The organism is Streptococcus oralis, from assembly GCF_026782375.1.
GTDB classification, from domain to species: domain Bacteria; phylum Bacillota; class Bacilli; order Lactobacillales; family Streptococcaceae; genus Streptococcus; species Streptococcus oralis_CL.
Genome location: NZ_JAKUWJ010000001.1, coordinates 1 through 21,776 on the forward strand (window position 1 = coordinate 1; position 21,776 = coordinate 21,776).

22 protein-coding genes, 1 tRNA gene and 1 riboswitch are annotated in these 21,776 nt (G+C 43.0%); of the genes, 15 read left to right on the plus strand and 8 right to left on the minus strand.

What is annotated here, in order from left to right:
- Positions 1-33: 33 nt before the first annotated feature.
- Positions 34-121, plus strand: a tRNA-Ser gene (locus MK409_RS00005).
- A gap of 82 nt (positions 122-203) precedes the next feature.
- Here the strand turns inward: MK409_RS00005 and birA are convergent.
- Positions 204-1,139 carry a bifunctional biotin--[acetyl-CoA-carboxylase] ligase/biotin operon repressor BirA gene (gene birA / locus MK409_RS00010; protein ID WP_096406150.1) on the minus strand — a complete coding sequence of 312 codons (936 nt, stop codon included), beginning with the start codon at positions 1,137-1,139 and terminating at the stop codon, positions 204-206.
- Positions 1,140-1,416: 277 nt separating this feature from the next.
- On the opposite strand from birA, the gene MK409_RS00015 reads away from it, so the two are divergent.
- The 4 genes from MK409_RS00015 to MK409_RS00030 all read left to right on the plus strand — a co-directional run bounded on the left by MK409_RS00015 (position 1,417) and on the right by MK409_RS00030 (position 5,512).
- Positions 1,417-2,610: an O-antigen ligase family protein gene (locus MK409_RS00015; protein ID WP_268705611.1), complete on the plus strand. Its 1,194-nt coding sequence runs from the start codon at positions 1,417-1,419 to the stop codon at positions 2,608-2,610.
- A 144-nt stretch (positions 2,611-2,754) separates the two neighbouring features.
- The gene (locus tag MK409_RS00020; RefSeq protein WP_268704895.1) at positions 2,755-3,198 is read left to right on the plus strand and encodes a MarR family winged helix-turn-helix transcriptional regulator; all 444 of its coding nucleotides are present in this window, start codon (positions 2,755-2,757) and stop codon (positions 3,196-3,198) included.
- A 72-nt stretch (positions 3,199-3,270) separates the two neighbouring features.
- Entirely contained in the window at positions 3,271-3,999 is a 729-nt protein-coding gene (locus MK409_RS00025) for an ABC transporter ATP-binding protein (RefSeq protein ID WP_268704896.1), read from the plus strand.
- Positions 3,992-5,512, plus strand: coding sequence for an ABC transporter permease/substrate-binding protein (locus tag MK409_RS00030; RefSeq protein WP_268704897.1), 1,521 nt, complete (start codon positions 3,992-3,994; stop codon positions 5,510-5,512). The genes MK409_RS00025 and MK409_RS00030 overlap by 8 nt, the downstream gene beginning before the upstream one ends.
- A gap of 90 nt (positions 5,513-5,602) precedes the next feature.
- Here the strand turns inward: MK409_RS00030 and MK409_RS00035 are convergent, their stop codons facing one another.
- Both MK409_RS00035 and MK409_RS00040 read right to left on the minus strand, forming a co-directional pair.
- On the minus strand, positions 5,603-5,935 hold the full coding sequence (locus MK409_RS00035; RefSeq protein WP_268704898.1) for a glucuronide permease: 333 nt from the start codon (positions 5,933-5,935) through the stop codon (positions 5,603-5,605).
- A gap of 26 nt (positions 5,936-5,961) precedes the next feature.
- Positions 5,962-6,516: a TetR/AcrR family transcriptional regulator gene (locus MK409_RS00040; RefSeq protein ID WP_042902742.1), complete on the minus strand. Its 555-nt coding sequence runs from the start codon at positions 6,514-6,516 to the stop codon at positions 5,962-5,964.
- A gap of 132 nt (positions 6,517-6,648) precedes the next feature.
- Here MK409_RS00040 and MK409_RS00045 point away from each other — a divergent pair, with 132 nt between their 5' ends.
- The 3 genes from MK409_RS00045 (at position 6,649) to MK409_RS00055 (ending at position 9,172) form a co-directional block, all read left to right on the plus strand.
- Positions 6,649-7,536: a cation diffusion facilitator family transporter gene (locus MK409_RS00045; RefSeq protein WP_268704899.1), complete on the plus strand. Its 888-nt coding sequence runs from the start codon at positions 6,649-6,651 to the stop codon at positions 7,534-7,536.
- A gap of 244 nt (positions 7,537-7,780) precedes the next feature.
- On the plus strand, positions 7,781-8,134 hold the full coding sequence (nmlR, locus tag MK409_RS00050) for a stress response transcriptional regulator NmlR (RefSeq protein ID WP_247929870.1): 354 nt from the start codon (positions 7,781-7,783) through the stop codon (positions 8,132-8,134).
- A complete protein-coding gene (locus MK409_RS00055) occupies positions 8,135-9,172 on the plus strand; it encodes a zinc-binding dehydrogenase (RefSeq protein ID WP_247929869.1) in 1,038 nt (345 codons plus the stop codon).
- 67 nt (positions 9,173-9,239) lie between these two features.
- Here the strand turns inward: MK409_RS00055 and galR are convergent, their stop codons facing one another.
- Positions 9,240-10,241 carry a DNA-binding transcriptional regulator GalR gene (gene galR / locus MK409_RS00060; protein WP_049479043.1) on the minus strand — a complete coding sequence of 334 codons (1,002 nt, stop codon included), beginning with the start codon at positions 10,239-10,241 and terminating at the stop codon, positions 9,240-9,242.
- Positions 10,242-10,405: 164 nt separating this feature from the next.
- On the opposite strand from galR, the gene MK409_RS00065 reads away from it, so the two are divergent.
- The 3 genes from MK409_RS00065 to MK409_RS00075 all read left to right on the plus strand — a co-directional run bounded on the left by MK409_RS00065 (position 10,406) and on the right by MK409_RS00075 (position 13,558).
- Positions 10,406-11,584 (plus strand): galactokinase, encoded by a 1,179-nt coding sequence (locus MK409_RS00065; RefSeq protein WP_268704900.1) that lies wholly within the window; start codon positions 10,406-10,408, stop codon positions 11,582-11,584.
- Positions 11,585-11,602: 18 nt separating this feature from the next.
- Positions 11,603-13,084, plus strand: a complete 1,482-nt coding sequence (locus MK409_RS00070) for a UDP-glucose--hexose-1-phosphate uridylyltransferase (protein WP_084856072.1) — start codon at positions 11,603-11,605, stop codon at positions 13,082-13,084.
- Positions 13,085-13,153: 69 nt separating this feature from the next.
- Positions 13,154-13,558, plus strand: a complete 405-nt coding sequence (locus MK409_RS00075) for a PaaI family thioesterase (protein WP_000651202.1) — start codon at positions 13,154-13,156, stop codon at positions 13,556-13,558.
- Between the two features lie 32 nt (positions 13,559-13,590).
- Here the strand turns inward: MK409_RS00075 and MK409_RS00080 are convergent, their stop codons facing one another.
- The 4 genes from MK409_RS00080 to MK409_RS00095 all read right to left on the minus strand — a co-directional run bounded on the left by MK409_RS00080 (position 13,591) and on the right by MK409_RS00095 (position 17,013).
- Positions 13,591-14,853: a nucleobase:cation symporter-2 family protein gene (locus MK409_RS00080; protein ID WP_268704901.1), complete on the minus strand. Its 1,263-nt coding sequence runs from the start codon at positions 14,851-14,853 to the stop codon at positions 13,591-13,593.
- Positions 14,853-15,434 carry a xanthine phosphoribosyltransferase gene (locus tag MK409_RS00085; protein WP_268704902.1) on the minus strand — a complete coding sequence of 194 codons (582 nt, stop codon included), beginning with the start codon at positions 15,432-15,434 and terminating at the stop codon, positions 14,853-14,855. The genes MK409_RS00080 and MK409_RS00085 overlap by 1 nt, the downstream gene beginning before the upstream one ends.
- A 124-nt stretch (positions 15,435-15,558) precedes the next feature.
- A riboswitch (purine riboswitch) is annotated at positions 15,559-15,654 on the minus strand.
- 133 nt (positions 15,655-15,787) lie between these two features.
- Entirely contained in the window at positions 15,788-16,174 is a 387-nt protein-coding gene (locus tag MK409_RS00090; RefSeq protein ID WP_268704903.1) for a bleomycin resistance protein, read from the minus strand.
- An 11-nt stretch (positions 16,175-16,185) separates the two neighbouring features.
- Complete coding sequence (locus MK409_RS00095) at positions 16,186-17,013, minus strand: exodeoxyribonuclease III (protein ID WP_268704904.1); 828 nt, start codon at positions 17,011-17,013, stop codon at positions 16,186-16,188.
- Positions 17,014-17,146: 133 nt separating this feature from the next.
- Here MK409_RS00095 and MK409_RS00100 point away from each other — a divergent pair, with 133 nt between their 5' ends.
- Genes MK409_RS00100 through MK409_RS00115 form a run of 4 tightly spaced genes read left to right on the plus strand, consistent with a single transcriptional unit; the run spans position 17,147 to position 21,766 of the window.
- Positions 17,147-17,602, plus strand: coding sequence for a DUF3290 family protein (locus MK409_RS00100; RefSeq protein ID WP_000675332.1), 456 nt, complete (start codon positions 17,147-17,149; stop codon positions 17,600-17,602).
- The gene (locus MK409_RS00105) at positions 17,599-18,234 is read left to right on the plus strand and encodes a DUF421 domain-containing protein (RefSeq protein WP_084856080.1); all 636 of its coding nucleotides are present in this window, start codon (positions 17,599-17,601) and stop codon (positions 18,232-18,234) included. The genes MK409_RS00100 and MK409_RS00105 overlap by 4 nt, the downstream gene beginning before the upstream one ends.
- A gap of 54 nt (positions 18,235-18,288) precedes the next feature.
- Positions 18,289-20,034 carry an ABC transporter ATP-binding protein gene (locus MK409_RS00110; protein WP_268704905.1) on the plus strand — a complete coding sequence of 582 codons (1,746 nt, stop codon included), beginning with the start codon at positions 18,289-18,291 and terminating at the stop codon, positions 20,032-20,034.
- Complete coding sequence (locus MK409_RS00115) at positions 20,024-21,766, plus strand: ABC transporter ATP-binding protein (RefSeq protein ID WP_268704906.1); 1,743 nt, start codon at positions 20,024-20,026, stop codon at positions 21,764-21,766. The genes MK409_RS00110 and MK409_RS00115 overlap by 11 nt, the downstream gene beginning before the upstream one ends.
- The last annotated feature ends 10 nt before the right edge of the window (positions 21,767-21,776 follow it).

Sequence of the window (21,776 nt, forward strand, 5' to 3'; positions counted from 1 at the left end):
TCGGTGGTTCGAGTCCACTCGTGCCCATTAATAGGAGAATTACTCAAGAGGCTGAAGAGGACGGTTTGCTAAATCGTTAGGTCGGGTAACTGGCGCGGGGGTTCGAATCCCCCATTCTCCGTAATTTAAGAGTGATAACTCTTTTTTTGTTGCCTTTGTAAGATAAATTATCCCCTCTTAGTTTATAAGAGGGGGATTTTTAATTACCAACTTGTTAGGGAAACCTCTCCACTATTTAGCCAAATGTTTTTTTTGTCTTCTAGTTCGACTTGAAGTTGACCGGTGTTTGAGATGTCTTTTGCAATTCCCTTTTCATTTTGTCCATTTCGCTGGAAGGTGATTTCCTTTCCCAGTACGATTGATCTCTCTTTATAGAAATAGAATAGCTCGTCTGGATCCGTATTGTAGAAACAATTCCATATTTCGCTGATGAGCTCATTACGACTAATTGGTGCAGGTGGCATAAATAGGCTACCTGCTTTTTCTTTTAGTTCTTCTGGAAAGTCTTCTATAGAAAAATTTATACCAAGTCCGATAATGACATCTGTAACTAAGCCTGTCTCAACTGATGTCATTGCTTCGGTAAGAATACCTGCCATTTTTTTATTTTTAAAGTAGATGTCATTTACCCATTTGATATATACTTCTATCATAGTTAGATTTTTAATGGCTTTGTAGACTGCAGCAGCTACAAGGAGGGTATAGGAAGGGAGTTTTTCATAGGGAAGATTGGGTTGAATATGCAGGGACATATAGATCCCCCCCTGAGATGGAGAATAGTAGGGACGCTGAAAGCGGCCACGACCTGCTGTTTGACAGGTTGAAAGATAGAGTGTATTTCCTTTGTTTCCAGCTTCAATCCCTTCTTTTGCATCTGTTTGTGTTGATTTGGTCTCAGGTTTGTAGCGAATGGTTAAGTTGCTTTTCTCCTGAATCAAATCAGGCAATATCAGATCGCCTTGAATAAGCTTGTATCCTCTATTTTTGATACTGTCAATTTCTAGCCCTTCTTGTTGGAGGCGTTGGATTGCTTTCCATATGGATGTCCGACTTAGATTCAGTTCTTCGCCAATTTTTTCTCCGCTGACATAGTCGTTTTCTCTGGTTAGTATTTGGTAGACTAGTTGGTGTGATTTCATAGATTTTTCCTTTTTAACTGTCGTTCATATAGTAGTTATTTTCAACTTTATTATATTCTACCATAGCTTTTCCTTTTTTAGAAGTTTCCTTCTTTTTCTCTAGCAACTACTGGACTGGAATGTCTTTGAATATAACAGAGTATACTTTGATACTTCCGTAAAAGTTTTTTCTTTTTGATAGCGTGTTCATTGTTCCCAAATGACGGAAAAAATGGTAGAATATAAAGATAGTTTAGCATTTATCTTCTGGAGAAATCCAGAACAGAAAGGATCCGTTTTGAAATCAATTGGATTACTGGATAAGATAAGAGGGCTTTCAAAAAAAGATTTCTTTTTGTATTTGATGATCATGAGTATCTTTTTACCTTTTTATTTGTTCTTAGCACTCTTTGCTTTATATTTGATAGGTTTACTTGTTACTGGGGAGATGAAGGGAATTATCAAAGGATTAGCCAAACATCCTGTACTTCTCTTTTTTATTGCCTACAGTAGTATCATTTCCATCGTCGCCAAGAACTGGCTTGGTCTAGCAGCATCTTTCCTGATGCTCCTATTTCTTATTTTCTTTAGTTTTTACCAGAAGCGTCTGACGCATGCTTTCTTTCGACTGATACTCCAGACGGTTTTGTTTGGTAGTGTTGTCTCTGCCGCTTTTGCTACTTTGGAGCATTTCCAAATTGTAAAGAAATTTAACTATGCCTTTCTTTCACCAAATATGCAAGTATGGCACCAAAACCGTGCAGAGGTGACCTTCTTCAATCCTAACTACTATGGGATTATCTGTTGCTTCTGTATCATGATAGCTTTTTACCTCTTTACGACGACAAAGCTAAGATGGTTAAAAATTTTTTGTGTGATAGCAGGTTTTGTAAATCTTTTTGGTTTAAATTTCACGCAAAATCGAACAGCCTTCCCTGCTATTATAGCGGGTGCCATCATTTATCTCTTTACAACCATTAAAAACTGGCGCGCCTTCTGGCTCAGTATTGGAGTTTTTGGGATTGGCCTTTGTTTCCTCTTCTCAAGCGATTTGGGTGTCCGTATGGGAACGCTAGATTCTTCAATGGAGGAGCGAGTTTCGATATGGAATGCGGGTATGGCTTTGTTTAAACAAAATCCGATTTGGGGTGAAGGTCCATTGACCTATATGAATTCTTATCCTAGAATCCATGCTCCTTATCACGAACACGCGCATAGTCTTTACATCGATACTATTTTAAGTTATGGATTGATTGGAACCATTCTCCTATCCATTTCTTCGGTTATCCCAGTTCACATGATGATGGATATGAGTCAGGAGTCGGGTAAACGACCAATTATCGGTCTTTATCTCTCCTTCCTTACAGTAGTCGCTGTACATGGAATTTTTGACCTGGCTCTCTTCTGGGTTCAGTCAGGATTCATCTTCTTATTGGTTATGTGCAGTTTACCGTTGGAGCATCGTACCTTAGTAGCGGACATGACCGACTAAGTTTATAACGATTGAAGATCTTCTACTTTAGGTAGGAGGTCTTTTTTGTTTGGTGGAAATTATTTCTAAGTCGAAATAGTTGACAGATAGAACAACAGGTGTTACAATAAAAACAATTCTATATAGAAATAAATTGGAGAAGTCATGAAAGATAGTCATTTGGTAGCCCATCATATTCGTTTGTTGAATGGGCGGATTTTTCAAAAGTTACTGAGTCAGGATCCTGAGGCTCTTTATCGGAGTGAACAGGGAAAGATTTTAGCGGTTTTATGGAATAGTGAAACTGGCTGTGCAACCGCGACAGATATTGCACTTGCGACAGGATTGACCAATAATACGCTGACAAGCATGATTAAGAAACTTGAGGAGCAAAATCTGGTCATCATTAGCCCATGTGGAATAGATAAACGAAAGAAATATGTCAAGTTGACAGAGCAAGGTTGGTGCCAGAAAGAAGTTGGCCGTCGTGTTAGTCAAAAATTGGATACAATTTTTTATAAAGGCTTCTCAGAGGAAGAAATTCGCCAGTTTGAAAATTATCAGGAACGTATTTTAGAAAATTTGAAAGAAAAAGCAAATGAGGTTTAGAATGGGGTAAATTAGTTATTAAAAGTTTGGTAACTTGACCAACCGAGGAAAATTTTAAATTGAGGACAAAAAATGATTGAATACAAAAATGTAGCGCTACGCTACACAGAAAAATATGTTTTGAGAGATGTCAATTTACGGATTGAGAATGGGGAGTTCATGGTTTTAGTTGGGCCTTCTGGGTCTGGTAAGACGACCATGATCAAGATGATTAACCGTCTCTTGGAGCCAACTGATGGAAATATTTATATGGATGGCAAGCGCATCAAAGGCTATGATGAGCGTGAACTTCGTCTTTCTACTGGTTATGTTTTACAGGCCATTGCTCTGTTTCCCAATCTAACGGTTGCGGAAAATATTGCTCTCATTCCTGAGATGAAGGGGTGGACTAAGGAAGAAATTGCTCAGAAAACAGAAGAGCTTTTAGCTAAGGTTGGTTTACCAGTGGCTGAGTATGGGCATCGACTTCCAAGTGAATTATCTGGTGGGGAACAGCAACGGGTTGGTATTGTTCGTGCTATGATTGGTCAGCCTAAGATTCTCCTCATGGATGAGCCCTTTTCGGCCTTGGATGCTATTTCGAGAAAACAGCTACAGGTTCTGACGAAAGAATTACATAAAGAATTTGGGATGACAACGATTTTTGTGACCCATGATACGGATGAAGCTTTGAAATTGGCGGACCGTATTGCTGTCTTGCAGGATGGAGAGATTCGTCAGGTGGCGAATCCCGAGACTATTTTAAAAGCTCCTGCCACAGATTTTGTAGCAGACTTGTTTGGAGGTGGTGCTCATGGCTAATTTGATATCAACTTTTCAGGATCGTTTTGGTGATTGGGTAACAGCTCTATCTCAACATTTGCAGTTGTCACTTTTGACCTTATTACTAGCTATTTTTATTGCGATTCCCTTGGCTGTTTATCTTCGCTATCATGAGAAGTTGGCGGACTGGGTCTTGCAGATTGCAGGGATTTTCCAGACTATCCCGTCTCTGGCCTTGTTGGGACTCTTTATCCCCTTGATGGGAATTGGAACCTTGCCTGCTTTGACAGCACTAGTGATTTATGCGATTTTCCCGATTTTGCAAAATACCATCACGGGGTTAAAGGGAATTGATCCAAGTCTGCAGGAGGCTGGGATTGCCTTTGGGATGACCAGATGGGAACGTCTCAAGAAATTCGAAATTCCACTTGCCATGCCTGTTATGATGTCAGGTATTCGGACAGCAGCGGTCTTGATTATCGGTACGGCAACTCTGGCAGCCTTGATTGGGGCAGGGGGGCTGGGATCTTTTATCCTTCTAGGAATCGACCGTAATAATGCCAGTCTGATTTTGATTGGGGCCCTTTCTTCTGCAGTGCTTGCTATTGCCTTTAACTTCCTGCTAAAAGTGATGGAAAAAGCGAAATTGCGGACGATTTTCTCTGGTTTTGCCTTGGTGACAATCTTGCTCGGTCTGTCTTATAGTCCAGCTCTATTAGCCCAAAAAGAGAAAGAGAACTTAGTGATCGCTGGGAAATTGGGACCGGAACCAGAAATTTTGGCAAATATGTATAAACTCTTGATTGAAGAAAATACCAGTATGACTGCGACTGTTAAACCGAATTTTGGGAAAACAAGCTTCCTCTATGAAGCTCTGAAAAAAGGGGATATTGATATCTATCCTGAATTTACTGGTACGGTGACTGAAAGTTTGCTTCAACCAGCACCTAAAGTAGGTCATGAGCCAGAGCAGGTTTATCAAGTGGCGCGTGATGGCATTGCCAAGCAGGATCAACTAGCCTATCTCAAACCTATGTCTTATCAAAATACCTACGCTGTAGCTGTTCCGAAAAAGATTGCTCAAGAATATGGTTTGAAGACCATCTCTGACTTGAAAAAAGTAGAAGGGAAGCTCAAAGCAGGCTTTACACTAGAATTTAATGACCGTGAGGATGGAAATAAGGGCTTGCAATCAATGTATGGTCTCAATCTCAACGTAGCGACCATGGAGCCAGCTCTTCGCTATCAGGCAATTCAGTCGGGCGATATTCAAATCACAGACGCCTACTCGACCGATGCGGAATTGGCGCGTTATGATTTACAGGTCTTGGAAGATGACAAGCAACTCTTCCCACCTTACCAAGGGGCCCCTCTGATGAAAGAAACTCTTCTCAAGAAACATCCTGAGTTGGAGACAGTTCTCAATAAATTGGCTGGTAAAATTACTGAAAGCCAGATGAGCCAGCTCAACTACCAAGTCGGTGTTGAAGGCAAGTCAGCAGAACAAGTAGCCAAAGAATTTCTACAAGAACAAGGTTTGTTGAAGAAATAACAGGAAAGGAAAGTCAGTGGTAGTCACTAGCTCCCTTCTTTAGCAGACAAAATCCCATCTCGTCTATAATTCGAGATGGGATTTTTAATGTTAGAGTAAGATAAAGAGGAGCGTAATTAAAACTGCTAGTGCTACCCTTACAATATGATGCGATATGGTGAGAGAGCCTTTTTGGCGACCATTCCAGTAGGCACCATAGCAGACGATACTCGAGCCCACAATCCATAGAAGAATGGTTGCAAGTGGGACGAAGTAAAAGATAGCTAGAGCCAAAGAGGTGAGACAACTGCCGACCAAGATACACTTGTTTCCCAAACTGTAGTTCTTTTGTTTCATGGCTGAAAAGGCAGCAGCAAGGTGAAGCAATGAGAAGGCGAGAGCTAGTACAATTGTTAGTATTCCTAGAATCATCGAAGTTAACATAGTTGGTTCCTTTCTGAGTTTCAGGCTTAGTTATCAAGTGGAGTTGTAGAGGTCATCTCCATTACATCAAGGTAAAATCTCACCACTTGCTCTTCGGTATAAGATTTTCCTTTTTTTAGCCACCAAGTTAGGGTCTCGATAAAGTTCGTCACAACAAAATGCTGGAGGTAGGAGGCCGGAATGTTTGGATAGGCCTCTTGCAAGTCATCCGCCACCATGGGATAAACGTGGTGTTCGAGTTCCTTGTGTAGTTGGCGGAGGAAGTAGTCGTTTTTAGAAAAAAGGAGACTGGTGACATGGTCCTGGTTTTTCTGAAAATGTAAAAAGATATGTGCGAGGTAATCCTTGGTCGTAAAGTGTCCTTCCCTTTCAAAGAGATGATGAAAGAGGTAGCGACAGAGCTCATCTAAAAGGAGTTCCTTACTTTCATAGTGACAGTAAAAAGTAGAACGTCCAACATCTGCTAGGTCAATGATATCCTGGACAGTAGTGGCATCATAGCCCTTGTCGTTCAAAAGTTGTAAAAAAGCTTGATAGATAGCTTTTTTCGTCTTACTAACCCGACGGTCTCTTTTTGGCATATAGACACTTGAGACAAACTGTTCAGAACTGAACATAGTTTACAGTTTGCTTCTATCCTTTCTTTGAATTTTATTAGATAATACAAATGAAAGAAGTATGTATATACCCATTATACCAAAGGAGGGAGAGAAATGAGTTCTAAAACATCTATCTGGTTAGCTTTTTTCTTAAATTTAAGCTATGCGATTGTTGAGTTTATAGCAGGAGGAATCTTTGGTTCGAGTGCAGTTCTTGCTGATTCTGTTCATGACTTGGGAGATGCTCTAGCCATTGGTATCTCAGCCCTTTTAGAAACAATCTCAAACCGTGAGGAAGATAGGCAGTACACCTTGGGTTACAAACGTTTTAGTCTTTTAGGGGCCATGCTAACGGCTGTGATTCTTATGATAGGGTCTGTCCTAGTGATTTTGGAAAATATCACGAAGATTGCTCATCCGCAACCCGTTAATGAGAAAGGTATCCTCTGGCTGGGAATCATTGCAGTAGCTATCAATGTGCTAGCAAGTCTGGTAGTTCGTAAAGGAAAGACAAAGAACGAGTCAATTCTTAGCTTGCATTTTTTGGAAGACACTCTTGGTTGGTTGGCTGTCATCCTAATGGCGATTATCCTCCGATTTACAGATTGGTATATCCTCGATCCGCTTTTATCGCTGGTTATTTCTATCTTTATTCTGTCGAAAGCCATTCCTCGCTTTTGGAGCGCACTGAAGATTTTCCTAGATGCTGTGCCAGAAGAAGTAGAGACAGGGGATTTGGAGAAGGATTTGGAGGCTCTGATCAATGTCAAAAGTGTCAATCAACTTAGCATTTGGTCCATGGACGGTCTAGAGAATAATGCTATTGTCCACATTTGTATTAAGGACTGGGAACAGATGATGGAAACCAAAGAAGTGGTGCGTCAATTTTTAGAAGAAAGAGGCGTGCAGAATATCACTATTGAAGTGGATAGCAGTCAAAGTAATCATGCGCAACATAAGCGGAGGGTGAGAGAGTTAGAGCAGAAGCATGGGCATCATTAGTAAAAAGTAAAGAATGATTAAGCCCCTATGTTATTTGAAATAGAGTATTTTCTTTCCTGTTTAAATATCTTAAAAGTTTGATCCTATAAGGCTCTGTATAAACTTTACTTAGATGTTTGGTAATTTAAAGAATTTTTCGATTAGATACAAAATGTTTGACTTGGAGTCAACTCAAAGTTGTATAATAAGATGAATGAGTTATAGTTGCTTAAATTCAGTGAAGATAATGAAAGGAGGCTAGTATATGAATATTAAATCTGCCAGCGACTTATTGGGAATTTCAGCGGATACGATTCGGTATTATGAGCGAGTTGGTCTTGTGCCACCGATTACTCGAACCGCGACTGGAATTCGTGACTTTCAAGATCAGGATATAGAAGCGCTGGAATTTATTAAGTGTTTCCGTTCGGCGGGTGTCTCTGTAGACAGTTTAGTTGACTATATGTCGCTCTTCCAAAAGGGGGATGAAACGAGAGAGGAAAGGCTTGGTATTTTAGAAGACGAAAAGAAAAAATTAGAGGAGCGCTTGTCTCAGTTACAGACGGCATTAAATCGCTTAAATCTCAAAATTAAACTTTACAAGGAAGGAAAATTTTAAATGAAATCAGCAGTATATACAAAAGCTGGCCAAGTTGGTCTAGTAGAAGTGGAGCGTCCGCAGATCGAGGCGCCGGATGATGTCATTCTCCGTATTGTGCGTACCTGTGTCTGTGGTTCTGATTTATGGAGCTACCGCAATCCAGACATTGAAAAGGGGCATCAAAATAGTGGTCACGAGGCAATCGGGATTGTCGAAGAAATCGGAGATGCTATTACAACGGTTAAACCAGGAGATTTTGTCATTGCGCCTTTCACCCATGGCTGTGGTGAGTGTGACGCCTGCCGTGCTGGCTATGATGGGACTTGTGACCGCCATATTGGAACCAACTGGTCAGGTGGTGTCCAAGCTGAGTATATCCGTTTCCACTATGCCAACTGGGCGCTGGTTAAAATCCCAGGTCAACCCTCTGATTACACAGAAGGAATGCTCAAATCTCTCCTAACACTGGCTGATGTCATGCCGACTGGCTATCATGCAGCGCGTGTTGCTAATGTGCAAAAAGGGGATAAGGTTGTGGTGATTGGTGACGGGGCTGTTGGGCAATGCGCTGTCATTGCAGCTAAGATGCGTGGAGCTTCTCAAATTGTCCTTATGAGTCGTCATGAAGATCGCCAAAAGATGGCCTTGGAATCAGGTGCGACAGCTGTTGTGGCTGAACGTGGCGAAGAGGGAATTGCCAAAGTCCGTGAAATCCTTGGTGGTGGAGCAGATGCAGCCCTTGAATGTGTTGGGACTGAAGCAGCCGTAGATCAAGCTCTTGGAGTACTTCACAATGGTGGACGTTTAGGCTTCGTTGGTGTTCCTCATTACAATAACCGTGCGCTCGGTTCTACCTTTGCTCAAAATATTTCAGTGGCAGGTGGAGCAGCCTCAGTTACTACTTATGACAAACAAGTTTTGTTAAAAGCGATTCTTGATGGAGACATCAATCCAGGCCGTGTCTTTACATCAAGTTATAAATTGGAAGATATTGACCAGGCTTATAAAGATATGGATGAACGCAAGACCATTAAGTCTATGATTGTGATGGATTAACAATGAAAATCCTAATGGAGATTTGGGACTCCCTATTAGGATTTTTTGCGTTGGTATATTTGTTGAGTTATGGCAGCGTACTTTCTCTCAAAGTTAGTCTGGTTCCCAGCATGGTTAGGCTAGGGATTTTGCGACCGTGTAGAACTTCCTTGTTAAGAATATCCATCCCTGCTCGGCCCATTTCCTCGGTATAGACAGTGATACTGGAGAGGGGGGGATAGACCTGCTTGGTCAGGCTAGTGTCGTTAAAAGAAATGAGGCTGACGCGGTCTGGTAGGCTGATTCCAGCTTCTTGGAGGGCACGGAGGGCGCCGATGGCTAAACTATCGCTAGCTGCGAAAAAGGCTGGTGGGAGTTGTTCTCCTAGCTTGTGAATGGCCTCCTTCATCAAGTCATAGCCAGACTGGGCAGTAAAGCTTCCCTGAAAGACCAGTTCTTCATGGTAGATTCCTTTTGCTTGGGTAATATCTTTGAAATTTTCTAGCCGCTTATCCTGAATAATTTCTTCCTGGTCGGTTGTTTCCTCAAGGCCTGTTAGAATGCTAATCCGATCCAGTCCCTGACCGAGGAAATGGTCTACAACTTGTTTCACAGCAGTGTAAAAGTCAGTGATAATACAGGTATGACCTAGTGAGAGGGTATCACTGTCTAGAAAGACCAAGGGTTTTTGGTATTCTTCAAATGCAGCAATCTGAGCTCGGCTGAACTTTCCGATGCAGAGAATGCCAATCACTTCCTCACTTAATGTAAAAGGATGGTCATTAAAATAGCGCAAGATGTCATAGTCCAACTCTTGGGCTCTTTTTTCAATACCGAGACGAATCTGATAATAGTAAAGATCATCAAGCTCCCCTTGTTCGCTGACCCATTGGATAATGGCAATCTTTTGCTTGGGTTTGTGGGATTCGCCTGTCTTGAGGTGCTTAGTATAGCCCAGCTCTTCAGCGACAGTTAAAATACGGTGTCTGGTTTCTTCTGTAACAGATAGACTCTGGTCGCGATTGAGGACACGAGATACGGTCGCGATAGAGACAGAGGCTAGCTGTGCAATGTCTTTTAAGGTAGCCATAAATCCTCCTCCTTTTAGGTTAGTATATCATATTTTTCTGCTTTTTACTGATAGTTTAGTAAAAGTTTAGTAAAAAGGATTGACCTTGGTAAATCCCTTGGATACAATAGAAGAAAACGATTACACGTTAAGGTGACTTAACGGACAGTCAAAGGAGAATTCATATGACACAAGATCTTACTACTGAAGCCCTTCGCAAAGACTTTCTTGCCGTTTTTGGTCAAGAAGCAGACCAAACTTTCTTTTCACCAGGTCGTATCAATTTGATTGGTGAACACACGGATTACAATGGTGGACATGTTTTCCCAGCAGCTATTTCCTTGGGAACTTATGGGGTGGCTCGGAAACGTGACGACCAAGTTTTGCGTTTCTACTCAGCCAACTTTGAGGACAAAGGTATCATTGAAGTTCCTCTTGCTGACCTCAAATTTGAAAAAGAGCACAGCTGGACCAATTATCCAAAAGGGGTCCTCCATTTCTTGCAGGAAGCTGGCCATGTTATTGACAAAGGGTTTGATTTCTATGTCTTTGGGAATATCCCAAATGGTGCAGGCTTGTCTTCATCAGCATCTTTGGAACTTTTGACAGGGGTCGTGGCAGAGCATCTCTTTGGTTTAAAACTAGACCGTTTGGATTTGGTTAAAATCGGAAAACAAACAGAAAATTACTTTATCGGAGTCAACTCTGGTATCATGGACCAATTTGCCATCGGTATGGGGGCAGACCAACGTGCCATTTACCTAGATACCAATACGTTAGAATACGACTTGGTGCCACTTGATTTGAAGGACAATGTCGTTGTTATCATGAACACCAACAAACGTCGTGAACTGGCGGACTCTAAGTACAATGAACGCCGTGCTGAGTGTGAAAAAGCTGTGGAAGAATTGCAAGTTGCCTTGGATATTCAGACCTTGGGTGAATTGGATGAGTGGGCCTTTGACCAATACAGCTATCTGATTAAAGATGAAAATCGCTTGAAACGTGCTCGTCATGCTGTGCTTGAAAACCAACGTACCCTCAAAGCGCAAGCAGCTCTTCAGGCAGGTGATTTGGAAACCTTTGGTCGTTTGATGAATGCTTCTCACGTTTCTCTAGAACATGACTATGAAGTAACTGGCTTGGAATTGGATACCCTTGTTCACGCAGCTTGGGTACAAGAAGGTGTTCTCGGTGCTCGTATGACAGGAGCTGGTTTTGGTGGCTGTGCCATTGCCTTGGTGCAAAAAGATGCTGTTGAGGCCTTTAAAGCAGCTGTTGGCAAGCACTACGAGGAAGTCGTTGGATATGCTCCAAGCTTCTATATCGCTGAAGTTGCAGGTGGCACTCGCGTCCTTGACTAGTTAAAAGGAGGCTCTATCGTGACCTTAGTAGATAAATTTGTAACACACGTTATTGCTGAAAGTTCATTTGAGGAAATGGATCGCATCTACCTGACCAATCGTGTCTTAGCACGGGTGGGCGAAGGAGTTTTGGAAGTTGAGACTGATATGGATAAATTGATTGACCTCAAGGACCAGCTTGTTGAGGAAGCCGTTTGCATGGAAACGATTGAAGATAGTCTGGCTGCGCGCGAAATTCTCGGTGCTGACCTCATGGACTTGGTAACGCCGTGTCCGAGCCAGGTTAATCGTGACTTTTGGACAACCTATGCCCAGTCACCAGAGCAGGCAATTGCAGACTTCTACCAACTCAGTCAGAAAAATGACTACATCAAACTAAAGGCTATCGCAAAGAATATTGCTTATCGTGTTCCGTCTGACTACGGTGAACTAGAGATTACCATCAATCTCTCTAAGCCTGAAAAGGATCCAAAAGAGATTGCAGCAGCCAAGTTGGTGCAAGCTAGCAATTATCCTCAGTGTCAGCTTTGTCTAGAGAATGAGGGCTACCATGGTCGGGTCAACCACCCAGCTCGAAGCAACCACCGTATTATCCGTTTTGAAATGGCTGGGCAGGAGTGGGGCTTCCAGTATTCGCCCTATGCTTATTTTAATGAGCACTGTATTTTCTTAGACGGCCAGCACCGTCCCATGGCTATCAGCCGTCAGAGCTTTGAGCGTCTGCTGGCGATTGTAGAGCAGTTTCCAGGCTATTTTGCAGGTTCGAATGCCGACCTGCCAATCGTGGGAGGCTCTATTCTCACCCATGACCACTATCAGGGAGGCCGTCACGTATTTCCTATGGAATTGGCTCCCTTGCAAAAGACTTTCCGATTTGCTGGTTTTGAACAGGTCAAGGCTGGGATTGTCAAGTGGCCTATGTCAGTGCTTCGTTTGACTTCGGATTCCAAAGAGAATTTGATCAACTTGGCTGATAAGATTTTGCAGGAATGGCGCCAGTATTCAGATTCTGAAGTGCAGATTTTAGCAGAGACAGACGGGAGACCGCATCACACTATCACACCGATTGCGCGTAAGCGTGATGGACAGTTTGAATTGGACTTGGTCTTGCGGGACAATCAGACTTCGGCAGAGCATCCAGATGGCATCTATCATCCCCACAAGGATGTCCAACATATCAAGAAGGAAAATATCGGCTTGATTGAGGTCATGGGCTTGGCTATCTTACCACCTCGTTTGAAAGCAGAAGTGGAGCAAGTTGCAAGCTATCTTGTAGGAGATGATGAAGCAGTTGCAGACTATCATCAGGAATGGGCAGACCAACTCAAAGTCCAACATCCAGACCTAACAGATAAAGAAAAAGCCCTTGAAATCGTCAAGGACTCTGTGGGTGCCATCTTTGCGCGCGTTCTAGAGGATGCAGGAGTTTACAAGCAGACGGAGCAAGGACAGACAGCCTTTATGCGCTTTGTGGAACAGGTCGGAATTTTGCCAGACTAGGAGCTTTCTCCTTGCACAGTCCTATAAAAAGTAGTATCATAGTGTCGTTTGAACTATCAGGAGGAAACGATGAAAGATTTTCATTTTGATGCTATATCTGCCTTTGAAAATTACGAAATTGAAAAAATGAGAGATGGTCATGTTGTGGTGACGACCAAAGTGGTGGACTCGTCGCTCAACTACTATAGCAATGCCCATGGTGGCTATCTCTTCACCCTTTGTGACCAGATTAGTGGTTTGGTGGTTATCTCGCTGGGGCTTGATGGAGTGACGCTCCAGTCCTCTATCAACTACCTCAAGGCAGGAAAACTCGACGACGTGTTGACCATTAAAGGAGAATGTGTCCATCATGGACGCACAACCTGTGTCGTGGATGTGGATATCACCAATCAAGAAGGCAGAAATGTCTGCAAAGCAACCTTTACCATGTTTGTCACAGGCCAGCGGTCAGAAGACAGACAGGTAAGGATATAGAGAAACAAAAAAGAGGTGTGAGCCTCTTTTTCTTATTTCTTTTTCCGATTTAATACGGCATTGAGTACAATGGCAAGTAGGCTGGCTACGACGATTCCGTTTGAGAAGAACATTTGGAAGGCTGTCGGCATGCTGACAAAGAGATTACTGTTATTGAGTCCGACACCTGCAGCGATTGATACAGCTGCGATAAGGAAGTTGTGTTCATTGTTAGCAAAGTCAACGCGGGCGAGGATTTGCATCCCTTGAAGGGAAACAAAACCAAACATCACCAGCATGGCACCTCCAAGAACAGGGCTTGGAATGATTTGGGCGAGGGCACCAAACTTAGGAAGGAGTCCAAGGAGAACTAAGAAACCAGCCGCGTAGTAGATTGGCAGGCGAGTCTTGATACCAGACAATTTAACCAAACCAACGTTTTGTGAAAATCCTGTGTAAGGGAAGGTGTTAAAGATTCCTCCGAGAAGGACAGCTAAACCTTCTGCGCGGTAACCGTTACGCAGGCGCGTGCTGTCGATTGGGTCATTGGTAATATCAGACAAGGCCAGGTAAACACCAGTGGATTCAACCATAGACACCGTTGCGATGATACACATCATGACGATAGAGGAGATTTCAAAAGTTGGAGCGCCGAAGTAAAATGGAGTTGGGATGTGAACGAGTGGAGCCGCAGCGACTGGAGAGAAGTCTACCAAGCGCATGGTAGCGGCAATAGCAGTCCCAACGATTAAGCCAATCAAAATCGAAATCGACTTGATAAATCCTTTGGTAAAGATGTTAATCAAGAGGATGATCAGAACAGTGATGGCTGCAAGCAAGAGACTTTGACCAGTTGGCTCTGGGACGTTATTTCCCATATTTCCAATAGCGACAGGAATTAAGGTCAATCCAATCGTGGTAATGACAGAGCCTGTAACGATAGAGGGGAAGAGATTGGCTACTTTTGAAAAAATTCCTGAAATCAGAACCACATAGATTCCTGATACGATAAGGGCACCAAACATAGCTCCGCTACCGTGACTTTGCCCAATCATAATCAAGGGAGCGACTGACTGGAAGGCCACTCCGAGAACGACTGGTAGTCCAATCCCAAAGTATTTGTTGAGTTGGAGTTGGAGGAAGGTGGCCACCCCACACATGAAGATATCTGTGGAGATTAGGTAGGTCAATTGCTCAGCTGAATAGCCAAGAGCTGTTGCAATCATGATAGGAACCAGGATAGAACCTGAGTACATGGCTAGTAAGTGCTGTAAGCCAAGAACGGCTGCTTGCGAGTGTTTTTCTTGTTTTTGCATTAGAGATCTGCCTCCTTAAATACGACCTGACCGTTTTCAAAACGTTCCAAACGAGCGAGTGATAGAACTGGATAGCCAGCTTTCTCGAGCAAATCACGACCATCCTGGAAGGATTTTTCGATAACAATACCGATGGCTTCGACTTTTGCTCCGGCCTGTTCGATGATTTGGATCAAGCCTTTGGCAGCTTGTCCATTGGCTAGGAAATCATCGATAATCAAGACCTTGTCCTCAGGTGAGAGGAATTTCCCAGCGATGGAAACCGTGCTCGTCTCCTGCTTGGTAAAGGAGTAAACCTCAGCAGTTAAGATGCCTTCGTTCATGGTGATGTTTTTAGCTTTCTTTGCGAAAATCATGGGAACATCTAAGGCTGCAGCTGTAAAAACAGCTGGGGCGATCCCGGAAGCTTCAATCGTTACAACCTTGGTAATGCCAGCAGTTGCGAATTTTTCCGCAAAAACCTTACCAATCTCCCGCATCAAACGATAGTCAACTTGGTGGGTTAAAAAGGAATCTACCTTGAGGATGTTGTCACCCAAGATATGCCCATCCTGAAGAATGCGCTCTTCTAATAATTTCATAAGATCTCCTAAAGTCTAAACTCTTTTGTGTTTTTCTATCGCCTTTATCATCTCAAAAAGGGCTAGAAAAAAGGACCTACTTAACAGATAAGCAAGCCCTCAAAATAGGTATGTCTAAAAACATACCCTCAACAGACTTACTCATTGTTAGGTGTTCCGGCACCTTGTAGAAACGTCGTGCCAATTCACGACATAAACAAGTAAAATGATATTCAATTTTAAATAGGCTGCTGCCAATGTTTTTATTTTACACCAATTAGCTTTATAAATCAAATATTTTGTTAGTAAATAGATCATAAAAGCGAACGAATAAAAGGCTGCAACGCTAGAAAGTATTGTAGCCTTTTGTTCTTCTATTCGCTAAATCTTAAAAAATAGCCATCGGGATCCAAGACTGCAAATTCGTGAGGATAGATGTAATGATCCCCAACACGAAATGTTCTCTTGGTCAGCGGACGATGGATAGGATAGTCAGCTTCCAGCAGTTTTTGGTGGAGCTGAGGGGCATCTTCAATACCAAAGGAAATATTGACACCGCGCCCGAAAGGATAGGTTAGTTGGGCTAATTCTTCTGTGCTGCCTTCTTCTAGCATAAGTTGGCAGTCTTCAAGCGAGAGGAAGAGAAATTTCTCCTCTGGACGCTCGTATTCGACAGAAAATCCCAGCAAGTCGCAGTAGAAGTGGCGTGACTTTTCGAGGTCAGATACTACAAATTCAGGAATGACAGCTTGATAGTCCATTAGCTTTCTCCTTAAAGTTCAATTTCCAATACAACCGGCGTATGGTCTTGACGCGCACCCGAGTCAATCATGTCAGACTTGGTCACCTTGTCAGCCACGCGGTTGCTAGTGAGCCAGTAGTCGATTCTCCAGCCTGTATTGTTGATTTTAGAAGTCTTGCTACGTTGGGCCCACCAAGTATAACGCTCTGGGACATCGCCGTGAATATGGCGGAAAGTGTCAGTAAATCCAGTTGCCAAAAGGTTGGTAAAACCAGCACGTTCCTCGTCTGTAAATCCAGGCGAACGGCGGTTGCTGGCAGGATTTGCAAGGTCGATTTCCTTGTGGGCTACGTTGTAGTCTCCGGTCGCAAGGACTGGTTTTTCTTTGTCTAGTTGAGCCAAATACTCAGCATATTTGACATCCCAGACTTGACGCTCTTCCAAGCGTTTCAAACCATCACCAGCGTTTGGTGTGTATACTTGGGTCACGAAAAATGTATCAAATTCCAAGGTAATGATGCGGCCTTCCAAATCCATGGTAGAAGGAGCACCGATTTCTGGGAAGCTAATCGTTGGTGTGAGTTCTTTCTTATAAAGGAACATGGTTCCAGCGTAGCCTTTGCGAGCAGGTTCTTGAGAGGAACGCCAAGTGTTTTCATAACCTGGGAAGAGTTCTTCTAAAATTTCCAAGTGTTTTTTTGTAGGCCCTTTGGCAGAAAGCTTGGTTTCCTGGATAGCGATAATATCAGCATTTTCAGCGACCAAGGTTTGTAGTACTTCTTGGGACAATTTGGCACGAGTTGAGTCACTAGTTAGGGCAGCATTGAGGGAATCAATATTCCATGAGATGAGTTTCATAAAGTTACCTTTTTCATTCAGATTATAGATTTTATTATACCAAAAAAAGGTCCATTTCCCCAACGTATGGCTTGAAAAATCACTCTCTTTCGTTTATAATTAAGAATGATTTTATGAAAGGGAGTGAAAATAAATGAAATTTTACTCATATGACTATGTACTTAGCCAAATCAGTCAGCAAAATGGCATCATGATTGGCTTTGGAATTGTTCTCCTAGCTATCACAGGATTTTTTGCTTTTAAAGCCTATCGAGATAAAAAGGGGACTAAGTTTCGGGAATTGGTCATGATTTTGGCCTTGACCTTGGTGGCCATGCTTTTGGTGACAATCTCAAAATACCAGACCAATCAAGCCTCTAACAACCAATTTCAAACCTCCCTTCATTTCATAGAGGTTGTTTCCAAAGACTTGGGAGTGGATAAATCAGAAGTTTATGTCAATACTTCTGCAGCCACTGATGGAGCGCTTGTCAAGGTAGGTCCAAATTTCTACCGCGCCATGAACGGGAGCCAACCAGACAAGTATCTTTTAGAGAAATTAGAATTGAATCAAACAGACGCTATTGAATTGGTGGAGGTAAACAAATGACACTCAATTATATGGAAATTTTAATCAAACTGGCCTTGGGTCTTTTCTCTCTTGTTTTTGTTATTAATGTGACAGGAAAGGGGAATCTAGCACCTAACTCTGCTACAGACCAAATTCAGAACTATGTTCTTGGTGGTATCATCGGTGGGGTGATTTACAATAGTTCAATCAGCATTCTGCAGTACGCAGTGATTTTGATGATGTGGACGATTTTGGTCTTGACCCTCAAGTGGCTCAATAACAATGTTCGTTTTGTCAAACGCTTGATTGATGGAAAACCAACTCTCCTTATCAAAAATGGGCAGATTGACCCAGAAGCCTGTCGTTCAGTTGGTTTGTCTGCAGCAGAAGTTGCTCTCAAACTTCGTAGCCAAGGGATTTTCCAGATGAAACAGGTCAAATGCGCTGTGCAGGAGCAAAATGGCCAACTCATCGTGGTCCAAATGGGAGATGAAAATCCTAAGTATCCAGTTGTGACTGACGGTGTGATCCAAGTAGATGTTTTGGAATCGATTGGTCGTAGCGAAGAGTGGTTGCTTGATAACCTCAGCAAACAAGGGCATGACAATGTAGCCAATATCTTTATCGCTGAGTATGACAAGGGTGTCGTCTCAGTCGTAACCTATGAATAAGAAAAACCTGGGGTCTTGGCCTCAGGTTTCAATTTGCAATCAGAAAGGGATGTTATGTCCATTATTCAAAAACTTTGGTGGTTTTTCAAGTTAGAAAAACGCCGTTATCTAGTCGGGATTGTGGCCCTGGTTTTGGTTTCCGTCCTCAATCTCATTCCCCCCATGGTCATGGGGCGGGTCATCGATGCCATCACATCGGGGCAATTAACCCAGCAGGACCTCCTTCTTGACCTATTTTACTTGCTTCTTGCGGCCTTTGGGATGTACTATCTGCGCTATGTTTGGCGGATGTATATCCTTGGGACTTCCTACCGTCTGGGACAGATTATGCGCTCTCGCTTATTTGAGCATTTCACAAAAATGTCTCCAGCCTTTTATCAAACCTATAGGACGGGGGACCTGATGGCACACGCCACCAACGATATCAATGCCTTAACGCGTCTGGCAGGGGGAGGGGTTATGTCAGCGGTTGATGCCTCAATCACAGCTTTAGTGACCTTGTTGACCATGCTCTTTAGCATTTCATGGCAGATGACCTTGGTTGCCATTCTTCCCCTGCCTTTCATGGCTTATGCGACCAGTCGTCTAGGGAGAAAGACCCACAAGGCCTTTGGCGAATCCCAAGCTGCCTTTTCCGAACTTAATAACAAGGTACAGGAGTCTGTATCAGGTATTAAAGTGACCAAGTCTTTCGGTTACCAGGCGGACGAGTTGAAGTCCTTTCAGGCAGTCAATGAATTGACCTTCCAAAAGAACCTGCAAACCATGAAATACGATAGTCTCTTTGACCCCATGGTTCTCTTGTTTGTTGGTTCATCCTATGTGTTAACCCTCTTGGTCGGCTCCTTGATGGTTCAGGAAGGGCAAATCACGGTTGGGAATCTGGTCACCTTTATCAGCTACTTGGATATGCTAGTTTGGCCTCTTATGGCCATTGGTTTCCTCTTTAATATCACTCAGCGAGGCAAGGTTTCTTACCAACGGATTGAGGAACTTTTATCTCAGGAATCACCTGTAAAAGACCCTGAGTTTCCTCTGGACGGTATTGAAAATGGACGTTTGGAGTACGCTATTGACAGCTTTGCCTTTGAAAATGAGGAGACACTGACGGATATTCACTTTAGTTTAGAAAAAGGACAAACCCTAGGCTTGGTCGGACAGACAGGCTCTGGGAAAACGTCCTTGATTAAGCTCCTCTTGCGTGAATACGATGTGGATAAGGGAGCTATTTATCTAAACGATCACGATATTCGTGATTATCGTCTGACAGACCTTCGTGGTCTCATGGGCTATGTCCCTCAAGATCAGTTTCTCTTTGCGACCTCTATCTTAGACAATATCCGCTTCGGCAATCCTAATTTGCCCCTTTCAGCGGTCGAGGAAGCGACTAAACTAGCTCAAGTTTATAAAGATATTGTGGACATGCCTCAGGGATTTGATACGCTGATCGGTGAAAAGGGAGTCAGTCTCTCAGGTGGTCAAAAGCAACGTCTGGCTATGAGTAGGGCTATGATTTTAGACCCTGATATCTTGATTCTAGATGATTCCTTGTCAGCCGTGGATGCCAAGACAGAGTATGCGATTATCGACAATCTCAAGGAGACGCGCAAGGACAAGACAACTATTATTACAGCACATCGACTCAGTGCAGTTGTCCATGCAGATCTGATTTTGGTTCTGCAAAATGGTCAAATTATCGAACGGGGCAAGCACGATGACTTGCTAGTCCTGAATGGCTGGTATGCCCAAACCTACCAGTCTCAGCAGTTGGAAATGAAAGGAGAAGAAGATGCAGAATAAGAAAGAACAATTGGCTGTATTGAAGCGCTTGATGTCTTATCTCAAGCCCTATGGCCTCCTGACCTTTTTGGCACTCAGTTTTCTCCTCGTGACTACAATCATTAAAAGTGTCATTCCCCTTGTGGCTTCCCACTTTATCGACCAGTACCTCAGCAACCTAAACCATCTTGCTATTACAGTTTTATTGGCCTACTATGGCCTCTATATCCTGCAAACTCTGGTCCAGTATGTCGGCAATCTTCTCTTTGCGCGGGTGTCCTACAGTATTGTCAGAGATATTCGTCACGATGCCTTTGCCAATATGGAGAAACTGGGCATGTCTTATTTTGACAAGACGCCAGCAGGTTCCATCGTCTCTCGTTTGACCAATGATACTGAGACCATCAGTGATATGTTTTCGGGAATTTTATCCAGCTTTATTTCAGCAGTTTTCATCTTTCTGACAACTCTGTATACCATGTTGGTGCTGGATTTTCGTTTGACAGCTTTAGTTTTGCTCTTTCTTCCCTTGATTTTCCTTTTGGTCAATCTCTATCGGAAAAAGTCAGTCAAGATTATCGAGAAAACCAGAAGTCTCTTGTCAGATATCAATAGTAAGCTGGCAGAGAATATCGAGGGAATCAGGATTATCCAGGCCTTCAACCAAGAGAAGCGTCTGCAGGCAGAATTTGATGAGATTAATCAAGAACATTTGGTCTATGCCAACCGTTCTGTAGCCTTGGATGCCCTCTTTTTGAGACCTGCCATGAGTTTGTTGAAACTTCTAGGTTACGCTGTTTTGATGGCCTATTTTGGCTACCGTGGGCTTTATCTGGGAATAACAGCAGGAACCATGTATGCCTTTATCCAGTATATCAACCGTCTCTTTGATCCTCTGATTGAGGTGACGCAAAACTTTTCAACCCTTCAAACTTCTATGGTTTCTGCAGGCCGTGTTTTTGCCTTGATTGATGAGAGGACCTATGAACCCCTTCAAAAGGATAGCCAAGCAAAGATTACAGAAGGCAATATTCGTTTTGAACATGTGTGTTTCTCATATGATGGCAAACACCCGATTCTGGATGACATTTCTTTTTCAGTTAACAAGGGGGAAACCATTGCCTTTGTAGGTCATACAGGTTCGGGGAAATCATCTATTATCAATGTCCTCATGCGTTTTTATGAATTTCAGTCAGGCCGAGTTCTCTTGGATGGTGTGGATATTAGGGACTACAGTCAGGAAGAGCTGAGAAAGAACATCGGTCTGGTCTTGCAGGATCCCTTCCTCTATCATGGGACTATCAAGTCCAATATCGCCATGTACCAAGACATTAGTGATGAAGAGGTCCAGGCTGCGGCTGCCTTTGTCGATGCAGATTCCTTTATTCAGGAGCTTCCGCAGAGTTATAATGCACCTGTATCTGAGCGTGGTTCGAGCTTTTCTACTGGACAGCGCCAGCTTCTTGCCTTTGCCAGAACAGTTGCTAGTCAACCTAAAATCCTGATTTTGGATGAAGCGACAGCCAATATTGATTCGGAAACAGAAAGTTTGGTTCAAGATTCCCTAGCTAAGATGAGACAGGGTCGGACGACCATTGCTATTGCTCATCGCCTTTCGACCATCCAAGACGCCAACTGTATCTACGTTTTGGACAAGGGGCGCATCATCGAGAGTGGAACCCATGAGGAACTCTTGGACTTGGGAGGAACCTATCACAAGATGTATAGCTTGCAGGCAGGGGCTCTTACCTAAAGAAGAATTC

What these genes read in the sequence shown, in the direction of transcription:
- MK409_RS00095 (WP_268704904.1), bottom strand. Translation starts at nt 17,013, where the DNA reads ATGAAACTCATCTCATGGAATATTGATTCCCTCAATGCTGCCCTAACT.
- galR (WP_049479043.1), bottom strand. Translation starts at nt 10,241, where the DNA reads ATGGCTACCTTAAAAGACATTGCACAGCTAGCCTCTGTCTCTATCGCG.
- nmlR (WP_247929870.1), top strand. Translation starts at nt 7,781, where the DNA reads ATGAATATTAAATCTGCCAGCGACTTATTGGGAATTTCAGCGGATACG.
- MK409_RS00045 (WP_268704899.1), top strand. Translation starts at nt 6,649, where the DNA reads ATGAGTTCTAAAACATCTATCTGGTTAGCTTTTTTCTTAAATTTAAGC.
- MK409_RS00030 (WP_268704897.1), top strand. Translation starts at nt 3,992, where the DNA reads ATGGCTAATTTGATATCAACTTTTCAGGATCGTTTTGGTGATTGGGTA.
- MK409_RS00065 (WP_268704900.1), top strand. Translation starts at nt 10,406, where the DNA reads ATGACACAAGATCTTACTACTGAAGCCCTTCGCAAAGACTTTCTTGCC.
- MK409_RS00115 (WP_268704906.1), top strand. Translation starts at nt 20,024, where the DNA reads ATGCAGAATAAGAAAGAACAATTGGCTGTATTGAAGCGCTTGATGTCT.
- MK409_RS00110 (WP_268704905.1), top strand. Translation starts at nt 18,289, where the DNA reads ATGTCCATTATTCAAAAACTTTGGTGGTTTTTCAAGTTAGAAAAACGC.
- MK409_RS00055 (WP_247929869.1), top strand. Translation starts at nt 8,135, where the DNA reads ATGAAATCAGCAGTATATACAAAAGCTGGCCAAGTTGGTCTAGTAGAA.
- MK409_RS00020 (WP_268704895.1), top strand. Translation starts at nt 2,755, where the DNA reads ATGAAAGATAGTCATTTGGTAGCCCATCATATTCGTTTGTTGAATGGG.
- MK409_RS00105 (WP_084856080.1), top strand. Translation starts at nt 17,599, where the DNA reads ATGACACTCAATTATATGGAAATTTTAATCAAACTGGCCTTGGGTCTT.
- birA (WP_096406150.1), bottom strand. Translation starts at nt 1,139, where the DNA reads ATGAAATCACACCAACTAGTCTACCAAATACTAACCAGAGAAAACGAC.
- MK409_RS00035 (WP_268704898.1), bottom strand. Translation starts at nt 5,935, where the DNA reads ATGTTAACTTCGATGATTCTAGGAATACTAACAATTGTACTAGCTCTC.
- MK409_RS00040 (WP_042902742.1), bottom strand. Translation starts at nt 6,516, where the DNA reads ATGCCAAAAAGAGACCGTCGGGTTAGTAAGACGAAAAAAGCTATCTAT.
- MK409_RS00075 (WP_000651202.1), top strand. Translation starts at nt 13,154, where the DNA reads ATGAAAGATTTTCATTTTGATGCTATATCTGCCTTTGAAAATTACGAA.
- MK409_RS00100 (WP_000675332.1), top strand. Translation starts at nt 17,147, where the DNA reads ATGAAATTTTACTCATATGACTATGTACTTAGCCAAATCAGTCAGCAA.
- MK409_RS00080 (WP_268704901.1), bottom strand. Translation starts at nt 14,853, where the DNA reads ATGCAAAAACAAGAAAAACACTCGCAAGCAGCCGTTCTTGGCTTACAG.
- MK409_RS00090 (WP_268704903.1), bottom strand. Translation starts at nt 16,174, where the DNA reads ATGGACTATCAAGCTGTCATTCCTGAATTTGTAGTATCTGACCTCGAA.
- MK409_RS00085 (WP_268704902.1), bottom strand. Translation starts at nt 15,434, where the DNA reads ATGAAATTATTAGAAGAGCGCATTCTTCAGGATGGGCATATCTTGGGT.
- MK409_RS00025 (WP_268704896.1), top strand. Translation starts at nt 3,271, where the DNA reads ATGATTGAATACAAAAATGTAGCGCTACGCTACACAGAAAAATATGTT.